Origin of the sequence: Pseudomonas sp. 34 E 7 (genome assembly GCF_900005715.1) — a bacterium.
Lineage (GTDB): Bacteria > Pseudomonadota > Gammaproteobacteria > Pseudomonadales > Pseudomonadaceae > Aquipseudomonas > Aquipseudomonas orientalis_A.
Genome location: NZ_CVTX01000128.1, coordinates 1 through 19,126, shown reverse-complemented (window position 1 = coordinate 19,126; position 19,126 = coordinate 1). Strand labels below are relative to the sequence as shown.

The window sequence follows — 19,126 nt, the reverse complement described above, 5'->3', positions numbered from 1 at the left end:
CGCGAAACTCTCTTTTTAAACCGCAACCAGGCGCACACTCGCACCTTCGCCCACACCCAGGGCTTCAGCTGCCTCCAGGTCCAGAATCACTGGCTTGCCCGGCGCGTAGTCCAGCTCCAGCATCACCGCGCGGTAATCCTGCAACTGCGCGTTGCTCACCAGGTACTGGCGACCGACGCCCTTGGCCATCTCGCCGATTTTCACCGGCACCACGCGGCTCTGGGCAATCGAGCGAATCCCCGACACCCGCGCGTGCAGCGTCGGGCCGCCGTCGAAGATGTCGATGTAGTGATCGGTCTCGAAGCCTTCGCGCATCAGGATGTCGAAGGTGATCTGTGCACGCGGGTGCACCTGGCCCATGGCCTCCTGGGCTGCGTCCGGCAGCAGCGGCACGTAGATCGGGTAATGCGGCATCAGCTCGGCGAGGAAGGTACGGCTTTTCAGCCCGCACAGGCGCTCGGCGGCGGCGTAGTTGAGGTCGAAGAAGTTGCGACCGATGGCGTCCCAGAACGGCGAATCGCCGTTTTCGTCGCTGTAGCCAACGATCTCGGTCACCACCGAATCGGCAAAGCGCTCCGGGTGGCTGGCGACGAACAGCAGGCGACCACGGGAATTGAGTTCCGACCACGGCGAACCGACCAATGCAGGCTTCACGTAGAAACTGGTGAGCAGGCTATTGCCGGTCAGGTCGTGGCACTGGGAAAGCACGTGGATCTTGTTGTGGATCTTCAGCTCGCGGGAGGCGTGCACAAAGGTTTCGTTACGAAAACTGTAGAACGGCTCGGAGTAGCCGGCTGAAGCAACGATGGCCGAGCAGCCGGCGAGCTTGCCGGTGTCGGTGTCTTCAAGCACGAAGAAATAGCTTTCTTCACCGTTGAAACTCACTTCGGCCGCGAAGGACGCTTCACTGGCGGCGATCTTGTCGCTCAGGCGTTCCACATCATCCGGCAAGGAAGTCACACCAATCGGGCTGTCCGCAGCCAGACGCTGTACCTCGCCCAGATCAGCCATTTGCGCGGGGCGCATCACCAGCATGGTGTCACTCCTTAACTCGAAAAACTCATAGGAAAAAATACCGGACACGGGAACTGAGTTCACACAGATCCCACGTGGGAGGGGGCTGGCCCCCGATAGCAGTGTGTCAGTTGATAAATCAGGGGACTGATCCACCGCCATCGGGGGCAAGCCCCTTCCCACATTTGGAAACGGTCCGACCTGCCAAATGTGTTGCTATCAGGCTTGGGTCAACGTCTTCACAGCACGTTCAAAACGGTCCAGGCCTTCCTTGATGTCCGCCTCTTCCACCACCAGGCTTGGCGCAAAGCGCAGCACGTCCGGGCCGGCTTGCAGGATCATCAGGTTCTCTTTCTCGGCGGCGTTGAACACGTCCTTGGCCCTGCCTTTGAATGCATCGCTGAGCACACAACCGATCAGCAAGCCCATGCCGCGCACTTGCGTAAAGATGCCGTATTGCGTGCCGATCTGCTCCAGGCGCGCCTTGAACAGCGCGTGTTTGGCATTCACGCCGGCCAGCACTTCGGGGGTGTTGATCACGTCGATCACGGCTTCCGCCACCGCGCACGCCAGCGGGTTGCCGCCATAGGTGGTGCCGTGGGTGCCGACCACCAGGTGCTTGGCCAGGTCTTCACGGGTGAGCATCGCGGCAATCGGGAAACCGCCGCCCAGGCTCTTGGCGCTGGTGAGGATGTCCGGCGTCACGCCGTAATGCTGGTAGGCGAACAGGTGACCGCTGCGGCCCATGCCGGTTTGCACTTCGTCAAATACCAACAGCGCGTCGTGGGCGTCGCACAGTTCGCGGGCGCCTTGCAGGTAAGTCAGTTCGGCCGGCAATACACCGCCCTCACCCTGGATCGGCTCCAGCACCACGGCGCACGTCTTGTCCGACACAGCGGCCTTCAGTGCAGCCAGGTCGTTGTAAGGCACATGGGTGATGCCAGTGATTTTCGGCCCGAAACCATCGGAGTACTTGGACTGGCCACCGACGTTGACGGTGAACAGCGTACGGCCGTGGAAGCTGTTCAGCGCGGCGATGATCTCGTACTTCTCGCTGCCGAAACGGTCGAACGCGACGCGACGGGCCAGCTTGAAGGCGGCCTCGTTGGCTTCGGCGCCGGAGTTGCAGAAGAACACGCGCTCGGCAAACGTGGCGTCGATCAGCTTATGAGCCAGGCGCAGCGCCGGCTCATTGGTGAACACGTTGGAGACATGCCACAGTTTGTTGGCCTGTTCGGTCAGCGCACCGACCAGCGCCGGATGGGCGTGGCCCAATACGTTGACCGCGATGCCGCCGGCAAAATCGATCAACTCACGACCCGCCTGGTCCCACACGCGCGAACCTGCGCCACGCACGGGAATAAAGGCGGCAGGTGCATAGTTGGGCACCATGACCTGGTCGAAATCGGCACGTTGCACCGGGGCTTGCTCAACGGACATCGGAGTCTCCTGAAGAGGAACGCCTGCCTGGAACTGGCGGGCGATGCAGGGATTGTAAGGACAGTTTTCGGCTGGGCCTTGTCGCCAAGCGACAACTTCTTATAGCGCCAACCCGCGTTTTTCGGGGGTTTACGCCAATGCGACAAATAGCGTCGCAATGGCGCAGTTTAAACGGTGCATCAGGTTTGCGTCAGGATATCCGGTGAAAGGGTGGCGACGCGCTAACTATCTAAAGTTCGCCGCCCGGGACCGGCTGGTTAACTGCAAGCCTTCATGACTTGCACGGACCCGCTCCATGACGAACATCGACTATTCCGATACCCGCCTGCCTGACAGCCACTATCAACTGTTGACCGGCACCCTGCCCCCCTGGCTCGGCAATGCCTCTGCCAGCAAACGCCAGGCGCTCAAAGCCGTCCAGCCGCTGCAGTTGCAGGGCAGCGCTGAACAACGGGCCGCACTTGCGCGGCTGACCGGCGCCCACTGGGAGGCGCAAAACAGCGTAGACCTGGGGTTGCAAAGCCTGCAGGACATCAAGGCGTTCGCCACGCCGATACTCGAACAGGCACTCAAAGCCGACTTCAACCTGGTGCTGGATGTCGAGGCGACCTATCTGCGCCTGTACATCCCCGATCACATCCCCTGGTTTTCGATACGCTCCGGCGCAGCGCGAACCTGGACGGTCTCGCTATTGGACGCCGCCCTGCATAATTTCGAACACAAGGAAACCCTGGTCGACGCCTACGCACCGGCCTCGACCTTTATCACAAAGCCCTCGGCCAGCGGCCAATTCGACACCCTGGCGCAGATCAAGCGTGTGCTTTCAATTCCGGCGTTCACCAGCCTGTGCCGTGACCTGGATATCGGCGCCCGCTACGCCCGCTACCTCAACGAAGCGCTGGGCATGTCCAACCCTGTGGCCGCTGCGGTCTTGCGCCTGAAGGTCGATGCCAGCCAGAAAGCCGCTCTACGGGCAGCCCTGCAATTGGCCCGGATCAACGCAGATATCAGCGATGACTACGCTGACGTGATCGAAAGCTTGATCGCCGGCACACCCGACCCCAGGCTCGACGGCGCGCGCCTGCGCTGCCAGGATTTACGCATGATGGGGATTGCGCTGACGGGCATTCAACTGTTCGCCCCCGAGCTTGAAAGCCCGCGGTCGCCGCAACGCCTGGTGGCGTATGTTCCCGATGATCCGCAGCACCCCGTCAAGGAATATGCGTCACCCCTGGCGTTCAAGCAGGAGCTGACCCGACAACTGCGTGACCTCGACTACCAAACCTTTTTCAGCCGCTTCGTGCCCCACGCTCAACTCGGGGTGTTTTTTTCCGGCTTGAGCCAGCATCTGGCACGGATCACCTGGCACCCGCCGGTCAAGGGCAGCGGCCAGGCGCCCTGGCGCAGCACGCCCATCGACGACCCCAAGCTACAGTTTGATGCCCAGCCCATCACGGGCGATCCCTGGTTGCACCTGTACCATCGCAAACTCGACAAGATCCTCAACGACGCCCGCACGCTGGCGGTCTCCACCGCCAGCGTCGATCGTGAGGCGCGCTGGCGGCTGTGGGACTCTTTCGTCGATGTGGCGGCCTCAATCCTCAATGCCGCACTGATGGTGGTGGCCCCCTTCGTCCCGGGGCTGGGCGAATTGATGCTGGGCTACATGGCCTATCAACTGCTTGAGGACGTGTTCGAAGGCATCGTCGACTGGGCCGAAGGCCTGGGCAAGGAGGCTTTCGGTCACCTCATGAGCGTGCTGGAATCCCTGGTGCAAATGGGTGCTTTCGCAGTGGGCGGCCAGATTGGCCCGGCCGAGTTGCGCAAAGTGCTGCCCGAACCCGTCCTCGCGTACATCGACAGCTTCAAACCGGTGAGCCTGGCCAACGGCGCCCAACGCTACTGGAAACCGGACCTGGCGCCCTACGAATATCCATCCGCCTTGCCGCCGCGCATCGGCATCAATGAGTTGGGCCTGCACGAGGTGCGCAGGGAATCGATTTTGCCCCATGAAGGCAAGCTGTACTCCGTGGAAAAAGACGCCGACAGCGAGTTCTATCGCATCAAGCACCCAAGCCGTCCTGAAGCCTACCGCCCCGTGGTGCGGCACAACCAGGCCGGCGCCTGGCATACCGAGCTTGAACAACCGCTGGCGTGGGACAGACCTACGCTGTTGCGTCGGCTGGGGCACAGTGCCCAGGCACTGAGCGAGGCGGACCGGGAACTGGCCCTGGACATCAGCGGCGTTCCCGAAGACGCCGTGCGCAAGATGCACGTCAACAGCGAACGCCTGTCGCCCCTGCTGGACGATACCTTGAGCCGCCTGCGCATCGACCGCAGCCTCCAACGGCTGATCGAGCAGCTGCGCAGCGACGACCCGGCGGTGCATCACCAGATCGACCCTCAAGACACCTTGCAGTTGCTGACCACCCACGGGCCATGGCCGCGTACCAAAGCCTTGCGCATCATCGATGACAAGGGCCAGATCGCCTGGGCGTTCGGCGACAGGAACGTGCCGGTGATCCAGGTACACGAAGCCCAGCTGGAAAACGGCGACTTGCTCAAAACCGTCTTGCGTGGGCTGAGCCCCGAGGAAATTCGCGCCCAATTCGATGAACGCGCCAGCGACCCCGAGCTGAGCCTGGAAAACCGCAGCCGCCTGCTGCGCCATAGCCTGGCCGATATTGCCGAGCGTCAGCGCAGCGCGTTGTTCGAATCGCGCTATGCACCGCTGCGGGCCTCCACCGCCCCCCTTACCCAACAATTGCTCAGCACCACACCTGAATTGCCCGCAAGCGTTGCGCAAACCCTGGTGAACCAAATGACCGGCGCCGAGCTTGCGCTCCTGCATGACGGCAACACCCCGCCACGCCTGGCCGAACTGGCACGCACCGCAGTGAGCGAAGTCCGGGTCAATCGCGCCTACGAGGGGCAGCATCTGGACGCACCGCGCGCCCTCGACACCGATCGCCTTGAATTGAACAGCCTGCGCCTTCTGCCGGGCTGGTCGAGCGAGATACGGCTCGACGCTCGCCATCACTCGCCGACCGGCCCCACCTGGCTGCAGATCGGCCCGACTGATGCGCCCATTCACCGCACACTGGTGCGCACTGAAGCAGGGCGCTACATCCCCTGCGACGAACAGGGCGAGCTTTCGAGTGAAACAGACCTGTATTCGGCCATCTTGAGTGCACTGCCCGATCAACAACGCGATCAGCTCGACCTGCGGATTCACCAGGGCGGCGAACTCAAGAGGCGCCTGCGGCAACATTCATTGCCCCGCGATGAACTGCGTGTGCTGCTCACGCCTGATATCAAACCGCAGAGCGTCACGGAAACCCTGCGCCTGTTAGGCAGCGACAACGGCTACCGTGCCCAGGCACCGGCACCGCTGGGCCCGCCGAGCCTGCTGGACCGCGCGCGCGCCCTGTACCCCGAACTTCGCGAACACCCATTGACCACGCTGGTGAACCACTTGCACTCACAGACAGGTGGCGCGCTCGCGGGCCTGGAAGCGCTGGGCATCGAATACCGCCAACTGGAACGTGACCTCAGTACCTGGCAACGCAATATCCCGCTTCAAGACCCCGCAAACGGCTCCCTGCTCAGCCTGCGCCAGCGCCAGTACGAGCAACGCAATCGCGAACTCATTGCCACTGAACTCAAACGCTGCTGGCGCCGGGAGCTGCCCGTTGATGATTACTTCGAAGACCCTGCGCGCGACGGCTACCGGCTGAACCTTCACTATCACATTCGCGGCGAACTTCCACGGCTATCGGCCAACTTCGATCACGTCTCGATGCTGACCCTCTCAGGCAGCCACCACACACAGGGCGCCGCCGGGTTTCTGGCCCTCTTTCCCCGCCTGCGCCATCTGAGCGTTGACAGTATTCCCTTGGGCAGCGTGCCGCCGGTCGTGTTTCAGATGCACAACCTGAACGTACTGAGCCTGAGCGACTGCGGTGTCACCCTGACGCCCAACAGCCAGGCCCGGCTCGCCTCAATGACCCAACTGCAAACCCTGGACCTGCATAAGAACCCTTTGGGCCGGGTGCCCAGCGTCGAAGCAATGAACGAGTTGAACACCCTGGACCTGTCCGAAACCGGCATTGATCGCCTCCCTCCCGGCATGCTCACCCGCAACGACCTGAGCGCGGCCTTTCTCAGCGGCAACCGGATCAGCGAATTACCTGAGGCGCTGTTCGAACTGCCCTCACATACCAGCGTTGCCTTCGACCTGTCTGACAACCCGCTGTCATCGGCCACGCTCGAGCGCGTTAAAGCCTACTACCAGCAACATGGCACCTACTGGGAGGCCAATGCGCCAGCGGTAGATGTGCGTGACGCACAACAGCTGTACCCCTCGCTGGACATCAACCAGATCAACCAGCTTATCTACAGTCTCCCGGGCGATCTGGAAGCGGGTAAGCGCGAGCTGGCAAGATTGGCGGGGGAATTGGGTACGCTGCAGTCAGAACTCAACCATTGGGCGCAACAACCGCAGCTGCCGCCCCCGGAAGCCACCCGGCGCAGCCAGCTTAACGCCTTGCTTGAACGAAGCTGGCGCAGGGAAATCCCCCAGGACACTCAATTCGTCCATGCCCTGGAAATCCCCGCAACACTGGCGGGCGAGTTGCCCACGCTGAGCGCGCGCTTCAAGCATGTTGGCTCACTGACCATCAAAGGCAATGGCGGCCCAATGCAATCGTCGGCCTTGATCGACAGCTTCCCGGCCTTGAGCATCCTGCACCTCGAAAACGTTGCGCTCGGCGACATGCCGGCACCGGTGTTCAACCTGCCGGCACTGACCGTACTGGGACTGCCACGCTGCTCGATAGCACTGAGCCCCGCCAGCGCCGCGAAGTTGCAAGGCATGAGCCGCCTCGAATACCTGAACCTGGATCACAATCCACTGGTAAACACCCCGGACTTCAGTCACTTGCCCAGACTGAGCAGCATTTCACTCAAGGACACCGGATTGACGCAGGTCCCCCAGAGCCTGCTGGGCGACCCGCCACGCCAGTCGATCAACTTGAGCAAAAACGCTATCGAGCAACTGCCCGACGCGCTGTTTTCCATGCCGGCCTCGAGCACCAGTGGCCTGGACCTGTCGGAAAACCCCTTGGCACCCCAGGCCCTGGAGTCGATCAAACGCTACTGCCAGCGCACCGGCGAAAGCTTCGCCGCCCAGGCACCCGTGGCCCAACGCCGGCGCACGCAGCAGCTATACCCCTCGTTCCTCGACACCGAGGCAGACCGTTTCATCTTCCACCTGCCCGGCGACTTGGCGGCAGTGGACCCAACGCTGACGCACCTGGCGGCCGAGTACGAACAACTAGGCAATGACCTGCAACTGTGGGTGCAGGCCGTTCCGGACCGCCATCCGATCCTGGATGTGCCCATTGACGAACAAACCCGTGCCCAGGACCAACTGAGGCGACGCAACTTCAAGACACTGCTGGAACAGGCCTGGCGACGAGAAAGCCCCGAGGATGAAGACAGCCTGGACGATGAGCTCACCCATCAAGTCATACTCGACACTCCGGTGATGGGCGATTTACCAGCATTGAACGCCAACTTCGACCACGTGACCTTGCTCCAACTGGACGGGAACGGCACCACGACCGGCGTCGACACGATGTTGCGCAGCTTCACCCACCTGCAAACACTCAGGCTCAGCAAATGCTCCCTGGGCGCCCTGCCCGAGGCGCTCCAGCGCATGCCCAAGCTTTCCACGCTGGACATGACCGAATGCGCGATCCGATTGACCCCCGAAACCCGTGGCAGGCTGACCGCCCTCACCGAACTTGAGTTCGTCAATCTGAGCAACAACCCCTTGGGCCTTACCCCTGACATCAGCTCATTGCGTGAACTGACCTCGCTGCACTTGAGCAACGCGGCACTGAACGAAGTTCCGCAGGGCGTCTTTGGCCTGGATCAACTGCAAACGCTGGACTTGAGCAACAACGCCATCCAGGAGATACCGGCGGACTTGCTGGAGACCTCGGCAGCCTTCAATGGCGACAGCGATTTGAGCGGCAACCCCCTGTCGGCGCAAAGCCTGCTGCGCTTGCGTCAGTACTATCAGCGCACGGGCGTGGACTTCCAGGTGGCGGCCGCCACCGTGGACAATCAAGGCAGACCCCTGGTAGTGGCCAGGCCTGTCCCCGACGAAGACTGAGGTCGATCAACCGCGCTCGGACGGTACCGACGACAATTCAAACGGGCTGCTGCTGCGGCGCTGGTTGCGGTCTTCGCGCGGCGTAGCGCCGAAGAAGTTACGGTAGGCGCTGGAGAAGTGCGGCCCCGAGGAAAAGCCGCACGACAGGCCGATCTGGATGATCGACTTGCTGGTTTGCATCAGCATCTGGCGGGCCTTGTTCAGGCGCAGCTCCAGGTAATACTGACTGGGGACGCGGTTGAGGTATTGCTTGAAGATGCGTTCCAGTTGTCGTCGGGACACGCACACGTGCTGGGCGATTTCATCGGTGGTCAGCGGTTCTTCGATATTCGCTTCCATCAATAGAACAGCCTGGGTCAGTTTCGGATGACTGGAACCCAGGCGGTTCTGCAAGGGGATGCGCTGGCGCTCGCCGCCTTCACGGATGCGCTCTACCACCAGTTCTTCGGAGACCGCGCCGGCCAGTTCGGCGCCGTGGTCACGCGCGAGTACCGCCAGCAGCAGATCGAGCACCGACATGCCGCCGCAAGCGGTCAGGCGATCACGGTCCCAGTCAAACAGATGACTGGTGGCGATGACCTTGGGGAAGCGCTCGGCAAAATCGTCCTGCCAGCGCCAGTGCACGGCGGCGCGATAGCCGTCGAGCAAGCCGAGCTGGGCCAGCGGGTACACGCCCGCCGATAATCCACCGATCACACACCCTGCCCGGACCAGTTGCTTGAGCGCAGTGCTGAGCTGGGAAGCGATGACGGTGGGCGGCTCGTCCGCCAGCAGGAACAGTTTCTGAAAGCCGTCCAACTTGCCGGCCCACGGCTCGCCGGGCAACTGCCAGGCCCCTTCGGTTTGCGGCTCGGCCTGTAGAAACGATAACTCGTAGACCACCTCCGGATGCACCCGCTGAGCAACGCGCAAGGCCTCCTCAGCCAGCGCAAGCGTGAGTGCTTTTGTGCTGGGCCAAATCAGGAAACCAATTTTATGGGCGGTCATGGAGTGCTATCCGAAGCGAGTAACGGTAATGAAGACAGAGGCCAATGCTAGCCGGTAAACCGACACAAATCTCAAAAACAATGGTGATCAAATGTGGGAGGGGGCTTGCCCCCTCCTACATAAAGCAGCTCCAACAGCAAAGGACTATTTCAAGCTGCCGGAGAGGAACTGCTGCAACCGTACGGACTGCGGGTTCACCAGCACTTCGCGCGGGTTGCCGCGCTCTTCGACAATGCCTTTATGCAGAAACACCAACTGGTTCGACACCTCACGGGCAAAGCCCATTTCATGGGTCACCACCACCATGGTGCGGCCTTCCTGGGCCAGGTCCTGCATCACCTTGAGCACTTCACCGACCAACTCGGGGTCGAGCGCCGACGTCGGTTCGTCGAACAGCATCACCTCAGGTTCCATCGCCAGGGCACGGGCAATGGCCACGCGCTGCTGCTCGCCGCCGGACATGTGGCCGGGGAACGCATCCTTGCGATGGCCCACGCCGACCTTGGCCAGGTAGTGCTCGGCCTTTTCACGGGCTTCTTTCTTCGACACGCCCAGCACATGCACCGGCGCTTCCATCACGTTTTCAATCGCGGTCATGTGCGACCACAGGTTGAAATGCTGGAACACCATGGACAAGCGCGAACGCATGCGCTGCAGTTGTTTGGGGTCGGCGGCCTTCATCGCGCCGTCTTTGGTCGCGACCAGTTTCAGCTCTTCGTTGTTGAGCAGGATCTTGCCGGCGTGGGGCTGCTCCAGCAGGTTGATGCAGCGCAAAAACGTACTTTTGCCCGAACCACTGGAGCCGATGATGCTGATCACATCACCAGCTGCGGCGGCCAGGGACACGCCCTTGAGCACTTCATGACTGCCATAGCGTTTATGCAGGTCTTGGACTTCAAGCTTGTACATGCGGTCGGTTCTCACAAAAACAGGTGGTCAGTCGTTGAGCAAGCGCCCGTGACGCAGCGCTTCGCGCCCCGCCACCTTGGCCAGCCAGAAACCCGCTTGGGCATAACGCAGCCGTTCAACGGCAAACAACACCCCGGACGTACCCGCGCAGATAATGCTCACGCGGTCGGCCAGGGGATCAATCACTTCAAAAATGGGGTCGCCCTGCTCGACCCAGTCACCGGCCTTACGCAGGTAACTGATCACCCCGGCGTGGGGAGCGAACAGCAATTCGGTGCCTTCGAACGGCATGCCTTCGCACGCTTCGTGTTGCGGTGCCGGCCATTCGCCCTTGATCAGGCCTTGCTCGGCCAGAAACGCCAGGATGCCTTCAGCGTGGAAGATCGCTTCATCGCGGCCGGTGTCAGCCTGGCCCCCCAACTCCAGCGTCGTCGCCAGACAGGCCAGTGGAATCTGCGCGTCGGGGAACGTGCGCGACAAACGCAGCCAGGGCAACGAACAGGCTTCATCAAACGAACTGCCGCCGGAATCTTCCGCGAGCAGGCCGACCTTCACATGCAAATGCGCCGACAGCGAACGCCACTGCGGCCAGTGCTGGGGCAGTGCGTACATGTGCAGCGCGGCCTCGGCGTCGCAATGCAGGTCGAGCACCACGTCGGCGGTGCAGGCATGGCTGAGCAGGATACGTTGCATGCCTTGCAACTGGCTGCTCGGCGCGGGCAAGGCCGTGAGCACATCGCTCATGGCCTGGCGAATCATGCGCACATTGGCATGGGGGTCATCGCCCAGCTTGCCTTGCAGCCGCTCGGCGACCGGCTCGCTCAGCTCAACGAAATCGCGGTTGAAATTCTTGCCGCTGCCCACCTCGAAACGGCCCTGATGGCTGCCTTGCAGCAACTGGCCCAGGCCCATCGGGTTGGCCACCGGTACCAACTCGATCACGCCGTTAAGCGCGCCTTGCTGTTCCAGTTCGCTGAGGCGCTTTTTCAGCTCCCAGGCCGCGCGCATGCCGGGTAATTCATCGGCATGCAGGCTGGCCTGGATATACGCCTTGCGCTCGCCACTGCCGAAACGAAACACGCTCAGCTGGCGTTCACAGCCCAGGTGACCCCAGGGCAACAGGTGATCGATACGTTCCATATCAATGCTTCCGTGGAGCCAGGTAGCTCAGCCAGCGGCGCTCGGCCAACTTGAACAGGCGCACCAGGATGAATGTCAGGCACAGGTAGAACACACCGGCGGTGATATAGGCTTCGAACGGCAGGTAATACTGGGCGTTCACCGTGCGCGCGGCACCGGTGATATCGATCAGGGTGACGATGGAGGCCAGGCTGGTGGTCTGCAGCATCATGATCACTTCGTTGCTGTACTGCGGCAGCGCGCGGCGCAGGGCCGAAGGCAACAGGATGCGGCGGTACAGCTTGTAGCGCGACATGCCCATGGCCTTGGCCGCTTCGATCTCGCCATTGGGCGTGGCCTTGAGGCTGCCGGCGATGATCTCGGCGGTGTAGGCGCTGGTGTTGATCGCAAACGCCAGGCACGCACAGAACGTAGCGCTGGACAGCAGCGGCCACAAGAAGCTTTCCCGCACCGCTTCGAACTGGGCCAGCCCGTAGTAGATCAAAAACAGCTGCACCAGCATCGGCGTGCCGCGAATCACATAGGTGTACAGCCACGCCGCACCATTGACGATCGGCTGCTTGGACACGCGCATCAGGCCCAGGGGCAAAGCGGCGAGCAGGCCGAAGAACAGCGCAATGGCGAGCAGTTTGAGGGTGGTCAGCAGGCCGCCGAGGTACAGCGGCATGGCCTCCCAGATGACGTTGTAGTCGAAGATCATAGATCAGCCGCCCTTACGCCTACCGAGTAGCGCTTCTCAAGGTAGCGCAGGGCCAGCAACGACACGCTGGTAATCACCAGGTACATCGCCGCCACTGCGAGGAAGAAGGTAAAAGGCTCGCGGGTGGCGTCGGCCGCCTGCTTGGCCTTGAACATCATGTCTTGCAGGCCCACCACTGAAATCAGCGCAGTCGCCTTGGTCAGAACCAGCCAATTGTTGGTGAAACCGGGGATCGCCAGCCGAATCATCTGCGGCACCATCACCCGGAAAAACACCTGGAAGCTGCTCATGCCATACGCCAGGCCGGCTTCAGCCTGGCCCTTGGGAATGGCCATGAAGGCGCCGCGGAAGGTTTCCGACAGGTAGGCGCCAAAGATGAAACCCAGGGTGCCGATACCGGCGGCCAGGGGGTTCAGGTCGATATAGTCGTCGTAGCCGAGCAGCGGCGCGACGCGGTTGAGCAGGTCCTGACCGCCGTAGAAAATCAGCAGGATCAGCACCAGGTCGGGGATCCCGCGGATCACCGTGGAGTACAAGTCACCCAGCCAGGCCAACCAGCGCACCGGCGACAGGCGTAACGCGACCCCGATCAGACCCAGAACAATGGCCAGGGCCATGGACGACAAGGCGAGCTGAAGCGTCAACCATGCGCCATCGAGGATAACGGCCCCGTAGCCTTTCAACATGATTCAGGTCCTCGAAAAGGGGGATGAAAAAATGGCGCAAACTTCAGAGTGTTCTGTTGCTTGCGCCATTTCAGACAGACAGCTGCGACGATTTACTTGGCTTCAGGCCCGTAAATGTCGAAGTTGAAGTACTTGTCCTGGATTTTCTTGTACTCGCCGTTGGCACGGATCGCTGCGATAGCGGCGTTGATACGGTCCAGGTTTTCCTGGTCGCCCTTGCGTACCGCGATGCCTACGCCGTCGCCGAAGTATTTGACGTCGGTGAACGATGGGCCGGTGAACGCGTAGCCTTTGCCGGCGGGGGTGTCGAGGAAACCTTCCTGCAACAGGGTGGCGTCAGCCACGGTGCCGTCGAGGCGACCGGCTTCCACGTCCAGGTAGATTTCGTTCTGCGAGCTGTAAGGCACAACCGTGGCGCCTTTGGGAGCCAGCACTTCCTTGGCGAAACGATCGTGGATCGAACCGCGCTGCACACCAATCTTCTTGCCCTTGAGTTCATCCAGGCTGTCGCTGACCGTGGTGCCTTCCTTCAACACCAGGCGCGCCGGCGTCAGGTAGTAGCGGTTGGTGAAGTCGACAGACTTCTTGCGGTCTTCCGTGATGGACATGGACGACAGGATCGCGTCGATCTTGCGCACTTTCAGCGCCGGGATCAGGCCGTCGAATTCCTGCTCGACCCAAGTGCACTTCACGTCCATCTGCTTGCACAGGGCGTTGCCGATGTCGTAGTCAAAACCGACGATGCTGCCATCCGGCGCCTTCGAGGCAAACGGAGGGTAAGCGGCTTCAATACCAATCTTCAGTGGCTTGCCTTCGGCGAAAGCCTGCATGGACAGCACGGACAGCGCCAGGGCGCCCAACAGCACGAGTTTCTTCATCTTGGGACTCCATCGGTATAGGGCAAAACAGCAGTATGAGCCATGGCCCACGATGCGGCGAAGGTGAAACCGAATAGCGTTGCAGCGTCCTGCGCCAGAGAGTGCCAGCGACGACGAGCGAGTGATCGGCATTCTAACGACAGGCGGAAAGCCGATATTTCCTCAATGCGACAACAATTTACAGAAGCACCGAGAAAGCGGTTCCAGCCCATTGACAGCCTCTGGATTTTATGCAGAGACAAAAGATATTAAACCAGCTAATGCTGCAAATTGCGGGCCTATTATTCGCAAACCCTTCTGGCACGGCAAGTGTGGCGTTTAATCTTATTTGCGGGGGTGTCTGAAACGCGATTTTTCGGGGCGCGGATGTAGCCGTTCGCCTCATGCCAGGGCGCAGGGTTACACATTTGCGTTCGACGGTAACATTCAGAAATATCCTACTGCGCAAATCGATATTTATTGGCTTGTTGGTTATGCGGGTCTGTCAGACCACCCTCTGCACACGCCTTGAAATGCAATCCAAATGTGGGAGGGGGCTTGCCCCCGATAGCGGTGTGCCAGCCGATACATGCTCCACTGACCCACTGCCATCGGGGGCAAGCCCCCTCCCACAAGGGATCTTCACTGTGTGCAAGATCCCATAAAAAAGCCCCACCCGGCCTGCACCGAATGGGGCTTTGTCCCACCTACCCCGCCTTACGCGACGTTCATGGTCTTGTGCGTCTCAATCAACTGCGCAACCACCCCCGGGTCGGCCAGGGTGGAGATATCCCCCAGCCCGTCATATTCAGCCGTGGCAATCTTGCGCAGAATGCGCCGCATGATTTTCCCCGAGCGCGTCTTCGGCAAGCCCGGCGCCCACTGGATCACGTCCGGCGAAGCAATCGGGCCGATCTCCTTGCGCACCCAGTTCTTCAACTCCAGGCGCAATTGCTCGCTGGGCTCTTCGCCGCCGATCAAGGTGACGTAGACATAAATGCCCTGCCCCTTGATGTCATGCGGCACCCCCACCACCGCCGCTTCCGCGACTTTCGGGTGGGCGACCATGGCGCTTTCGATCTCGGCGGTGCCCATGCGGTGGCCGGACACGTTGAGCACGTCGTCTACACGCCCGGTGATCCAGTAGTAACCGTCCTCGTCACGTCGCGCACCGTCACCGGTGAAGTACATGCCACGGAAAGTCTTGAAGTAGGTGTCGACGAAACGATCATGGTCGCCGTACAGCGTACGCGCCTGGCCCGGCCACGAATCGAGGATCACCAGGTTGCCTTCAGCCGCACCTTCGATCAGGTTGCCCAGGTTGTCCACCAACGCCGGTACCACACCAAAGAACGGACGCGCGGCCGAACCCGGCTTGAGCGCATGGGCGCCCGGCAACGGGCTCATCATGTTGCCGCCGGTTTCGGTCTGCCACCAGGTGTCGACAATCGGGCAACGGGATTGGCCGACGTTCTTGTAGTACCAGTCCCAGGCTTCCGGGTTGATCGGCTCGCCCACTGAACCCAGCAGGCGCAGGCTGCTGCCGTCGGCGCCTTCGCAGGCGGCGGTGCCCGACGCCATCATCGCGCGGATCGCGGTCGGCGCGGTGTAGAGGACGTTGACCTTGTGCTTGTCGACGATCTTCGCCACCCGCGTGATATCCGGGTAGTTCGGCACACCTTCGAACAGCAGCGTGGTCGCGCCGTTAGCCAGCGGGCCGTAGACGATGTAAGTGTGGCCAGTGACCCAGCCGACGTCGGCGGTGCACCAGTAGATTTCGCCCGGGCGGTAGTCGAACACGCGCTCATGGGTCAGGGCTGCATACAGCAGATAGCCGCCGGTGGTGTGCTGCACGCCCTTGGGCTTGCCGGTGGAGCCGGAGGTGTAGAGGATGAACAGCGCTTCTTCGGCGCCCATCTCCTTGGGCGCACACACGGTGCCCGCCACTTTCATCAGGTCTTCGTACCAGATGTCGCGATGCTGGTTCCACTTGATCGCGCCATTGGTGCGCTTGCACACGATGACCTTCTGGATGCTGCTGGTTTCCGGGTTGGTCAGGGCGTCATCGACGTTGGCCTTGAGCGGAATCTTCTTACCCGCGCGAATGCCTTCGTCAGCCGTGATAACGACCTTCGACTTACAGTCGATGATGCGACCGGCCAGGGCTTCCGGCGAGAAACCACCGAACACCACCGAGTGAATCGCCCCGATGCGGGTACAGGCCAGCATGGCGACCACGGCTTCGGGGATCATCGGCATATAGATAGTCACCACATCGCCGCGGTGCACATCCTGGCCGCGCAGGGCGTTGGCGAACTTGCAGACTTGTTCATGCAGTTCGCGGTAGGTGATGTTGCGGCTCTCGGCAGGGTCATCGCCCTCCCAGATGATCGCGATCTGGTCGCCGCGCTCGGCGAGGTGGCGGTCCAGGCAGTTGTAGGAAACGTTCAAGGTGCCATCGGCAAACCACTTGATGTCTACATGGTGATCGTCGAACGACGTCTGCTTCACCGTGGTGAAAGGCTTGATCCAGTCGAGACGCTTGGCTTGCTCGCGCCAGAAACCATCGGGATTGACCACCGACTGCTGGTACATCGCCTTGTAGGTCGCCTCGTCGGTCAGCGTGTTGGCTGCTACTTCGGGACGAACGGGGTACAGGGAAGCCGCACTCATCTTTCTTACCTCGGTGACAATAGTTGTTGTTGTATGGCCCCTGTTGTAGCCGGGGTAGGCCTATAGAACCATTCGACGATGGTAGTAACAAGACCCTACAAATTGCCCAGCTATGCCGGTATCCCGCTCTGGCCCGCGTCCTGTGGCGCTTGGCGGCCTGCTGAAAAAACCTCCATCGAGGGATTGTTACAAAAACCGTCAAAAGTGTTTATCAAAACCACGGGTATATGAATATAACTCGGGCGCCTAAAATCAACTCCGCCAACCAAGGCACTGTGATTAACACCGTAACAGCCCCCACGAAGGCAACGTTAATCCGAACTTCCCAACTTTCAAGTGACACACGTGGCCTCACAAGGGCCCCGTGACCCCTTTCGCCCTGAAGAAGGTAAGTAGAGAAATGAAAGCTTTAGTAGTATTAGCCCTCAGCAGCCTGTGCGCCACCGCCGCCCTGGCCGACGAAGCCCCGACGGAGCTGGCTGGCGGCAACGCGCCGATTGTCGAGGACTACACCTACAGCACCCACCTGGACGTCGCCAAAGTAGTGTCCATGAGTGACATTCCACAAGTGTGTGAAGTAGTACCGGTGAAGATGGAATATGAAGACTCGCAAGGTCAGCGTCATATTCTTAATTATCATGTGATGGGGAATGGTTGCTCTAACGGATAATAACTTCGTTATTTAGCTTTAACCCGGATCTTGGTCGCCGCAGGAAATCGTTCTTGCGGCCAAGAACCCACCTCGAATGCACCACAGATCAAATGTGGGAGCGGGCTTGCTCGCGAAGACGATAGATGCTGCACCACTGCAATCCGCTCTAAGCGCCCGAATTGGGCTTCACACGCTCAATGACATCTTTCCTTTCTTGCAAAAAAACCTCATCCACCTTAGGCAAATCGACCAGCGACAACCAACTGGGCCTGACTGGCCTCAGAATAATTGTGTCCCCCTCCCTGAGAATTTCCAGCTCATCCACCCCGTCGTAAGTCATATCCGCTGGCAAATGGATCGTCTGACCCTCTCCACTCCCAATGATCGAAACAGTGCGCATAACAAGTTGCCTCCCCAACGTAGCTGACTGCTGCAATTTAAGGGAGCTCCTCGTCGCAGAGCAACGCAAATGCCCACAACCTGATCACCTCTTCCCCCCTCGGTAAAATACCGACACCTCCCGTCAAAAACTTCCTACCCACCAACCCCCCGTAATCCCTCACTCTGGCCTAAATATCCACCTTTTTGTCCGCCCACCGGGACAATCCGCCACAACACAAACCCGTTTTTTTCCCTATAATGCGCGGGTAAATCGGGCCTGCAATATCCCTTTACACAGGGATGAAGAGCCAGACCTGAGGCCTCCGCTGGAGCCTGCACCTACCGCTCCGCACCTCAAGCCTCATGCAGTACCCGTTACGCAATTTCCGTTTATTTGCCTGCGCGAGCTGCTGCAACAAACGATTCCTTAAGATCCACCGCGGCCTCAGGGCCGTGTGAACACCCCACTATCCGGTTTCACACGGGCACCTTTGAGCCCTCACGCAGGAGACGACACGTCATGCTGAGCTGGGACGAATTCGACAAAGAAGAAGAAGGCGAAGTAGCCACCAAGGGCGCCAACGCCGGCCACGCCACCGAAGCCAACATGGACCGCCTCGACGGAGCCGGCGCTGCTGCCGCCGTCGAAGCCCGCGCCGTCACCGCCAATGACTCCGCCGCCATCGCACGCGCCAAGGCCGAACTGGACAAACTCGACGTCGCCGAAGGCCTCGCCGAACTCGAAGGCGCCTCCGCCCGCGTCGCCGTCGACGAAAAGCGCATGATCAACTGCCGCGCCGACCTCAACCAACTCGTGCCCTTCAAGTACGACTGGGCCTGGCAGAAATACCTCGACGGCTGCGCCAACCACTGGATGCCGCAGGAGGTCAACATGACCGCCGACATCGCCCTGTGGAAAAACCCCGAAGGCCTGACCGACGACGAACGTCGCATCGTCATGCGCAACCTCGGCTTCTTCTCCACCGCCGACTCCCTGGTGGCCAACAACCTGGTGCTGGCCGTGTACCGCCTGATCACCAACCCCGAGTGCCGCCAGTACATCCTGCGCCAGGCCTTCGAAGAAGCGATCCACACCCACGCCTACCAGTACTGCATCGAATCGCTGGCCATGGATGAAGGCGAGATCTTCAACATGTACCACGAGATCCCATCGGTCGCTAAAAAAGCCGCCTGGGGCCTGAAGTACACCCGCTCGATCTCCGATCCGAAGTTCGAAACCGGCACCGTCGACACCGACAAAGAGCTGCTGCGCAACCTGGTCGCCTACTACTGCGTGCTGGAAGGCATCTTCTTCTATTGCGGCTTCACCCAGATCCTGTCCATGGGCCGCCGCAACAAAATGACCGGCGTGGCCGAACAGTTCCAGTACATCCTGCGCGATGAGTCGATGCACCTGAACTTCGGGATCGATGTGATCAACCAGATCAAAATCGAAAACCCGCATTTGTGGGATGCCGAGATGAAGGAAGAAGCGACCCAGATGAT

Annotated in this window: 13 protein-coding genes; 3 read left to right on the top strand and 10 right to left on the bottom strand. The window is 60.7% G+C overall.

From position 1 onward, the window contains the following. Window positions 1-15: 15 nt before the first annotated feature. Both aruF and BFP96_RS10650 read right to left on the bottom strand, forming a co-directional pair. Window positions 16-1,035 (bottom strand): arginine/ornithine succinyltransferase subunit alpha, encoded by a 1,020-nt coding sequence (aruF, locus tag BFP96_RS10655; RefSeq protein WP_065884426.1) that lies wholly within the window; start codon window positions 1,033-1,035, stop codon window positions 16-18. Between the two features lie 198 nt (window positions 1,036-1,233). Continuing rightward, window positions 1,234-2,454, bottom strand: coding sequence for an aspartate aminotransferase family protein (locus BFP96_RS10650; RefSeq protein WP_065884425.1), 1,221 nt, complete (start codon window positions 2,452-2,454; stop codon window positions 1,234-1,236). Between the two features lie 295 nt (window positions 2,455-2,749). Here BFP96_RS10650 and BFP96_RS10645 point away from each other — a divergent pair, with 295 nt between their 5' ends. Further along, window positions 2,750-8,635 carry a leucine-rich repeat domain-containing protein gene (locus BFP96_RS10645; RefSeq protein WP_065936184.1) on the top strand — a complete coding sequence of 1,962 codons (5,886 nt, stop codon included), beginning with the start codon at window positions 2,750-2,752 and terminating at the stop codon, window positions 8,633-8,635. 6 nt (window positions 8,636-8,641) lie between these two features. Here BFP96_RS10645 and BFP96_RS10640 read toward each other — a convergent pair whose 3' ends face one another. The 7 genes from BFP96_RS10640 to acs form a co-directional block, all read right to left on the bottom strand. Further along, window positions 8,642-9,622 carry a GlxA family transcriptional regulator gene (locus BFP96_RS10640; RefSeq protein WP_065884423.1) on the bottom strand — a complete coding sequence of 327 codons (981 nt, stop codon included), beginning with the start codon at window positions 9,620-9,622 and terminating at the stop codon, window positions 8,642-8,644. Between the two features lie 144 nt (window positions 9,623-9,766). Then, complete coding sequence (locus tag BFP96_RS10635; RefSeq protein ID WP_065884422.1) at window positions 9,767-10,531, bottom strand: ABC transporter ATP-binding protein; 765 nt, start codon at window positions 10,529-10,531, stop codon at window positions 9,767-9,769. A 27-nt stretch (window positions 10,532-10,558) separates the two neighbouring features. After that, window positions 10,559-11,671: a succinylglutamate desuccinylase/aspartoacylase family protein gene (locus BFP96_RS10630; RefSeq protein WP_065936183.1), complete on the bottom strand. Its 1,113-nt coding sequence runs from the start codon at window positions 11,669-11,671 to the stop codon at window positions 10,559-10,561. Window position 11,672: 1 nt separating this feature from the next. Further along, a complete protein-coding gene (locus BFP96_RS10625; protein ID WP_065892692.1) occupies window positions 11,673-12,371 on the bottom strand; it encodes an ABC transporter permease in 699 nt (232 codons plus the stop codon). Further along, entirely contained in the window at window positions 12,368-13,057 is a 690-nt protein-coding gene (locus tag BFP96_RS10620; RefSeq protein ID WP_053257623.1) for an ABC transporter permease, read from the bottom strand. The genes BFP96_RS10625 and BFP96_RS10620 overlap by 4 nt, the downstream gene beginning before the upstream one ends. Window positions 13,058-13,149: 92 nt before the next feature. Next, window positions 13,150-13,935 (bottom strand): ABC transporter substrate-binding protein, encoded by a 786-nt coding sequence (locus BFP96_RS10615; protein WP_065892694.1) that lies wholly within the window; start codon window positions 13,933-13,935, stop codon window positions 13,150-13,152. Between the two features lie 696 nt (window positions 13,936-14,631). Continuing rightward, window positions 14,632-16,587: an acetate--CoA ligase gene (acs, locus tag BFP96_RS10610; protein WP_065892695.1), complete on the bottom strand. Its 1,956-nt coding sequence runs from the start codon at window positions 16,585-16,587 to the stop codon at window positions 14,632-14,634. A gap of 400 nt (window positions 16,588-16,987) precedes the next feature. Between acs and BFP96_RS10605 the strand changes: the two genes are divergently transcribed. Further along, the gene (locus tag BFP96_RS10605) at window positions 16,988-17,257 is read left to right on the top strand and encodes a DUF2790 domain-containing protein (RefSeq protein ID WP_065884417.1); all 270 of its coding nucleotides are present in this window, start codon (window positions 16,988-16,990) and stop codon (window positions 17,255-17,257) included. A gap of 148 nt (window positions 17,258-17,405) precedes the next feature. Here the strand turns inward: BFP96_RS10605 and vapB are convergent, their stop codons facing one another. Continuing rightward, window positions 17,406-17,639 carry a type II toxin-antitoxin system VapB family antitoxin gene (gene vapB / locus BFP96_RS31205; RefSeq protein WP_065936201.1) on the bottom strand — a complete coding sequence of 78 codons (234 nt, stop codon included), beginning with the start codon at window positions 17,637-17,639 and terminating at the stop codon, window positions 17,406-17,408. Between the two features lie 501 nt (window positions 17,640-18,140). Between vapB and BFP96_RS10595 the strand changes: the two genes are divergently transcribed. Beyond that, window positions 18,141-19,126, top strand: a 986-nt coding sequence (locus tag BFP96_RS10595; protein ID WP_065936182.1) for a ribonucleotide-diphosphate reductase subunit beta, incomplete at its 3' end; no start/stop codon positions are given.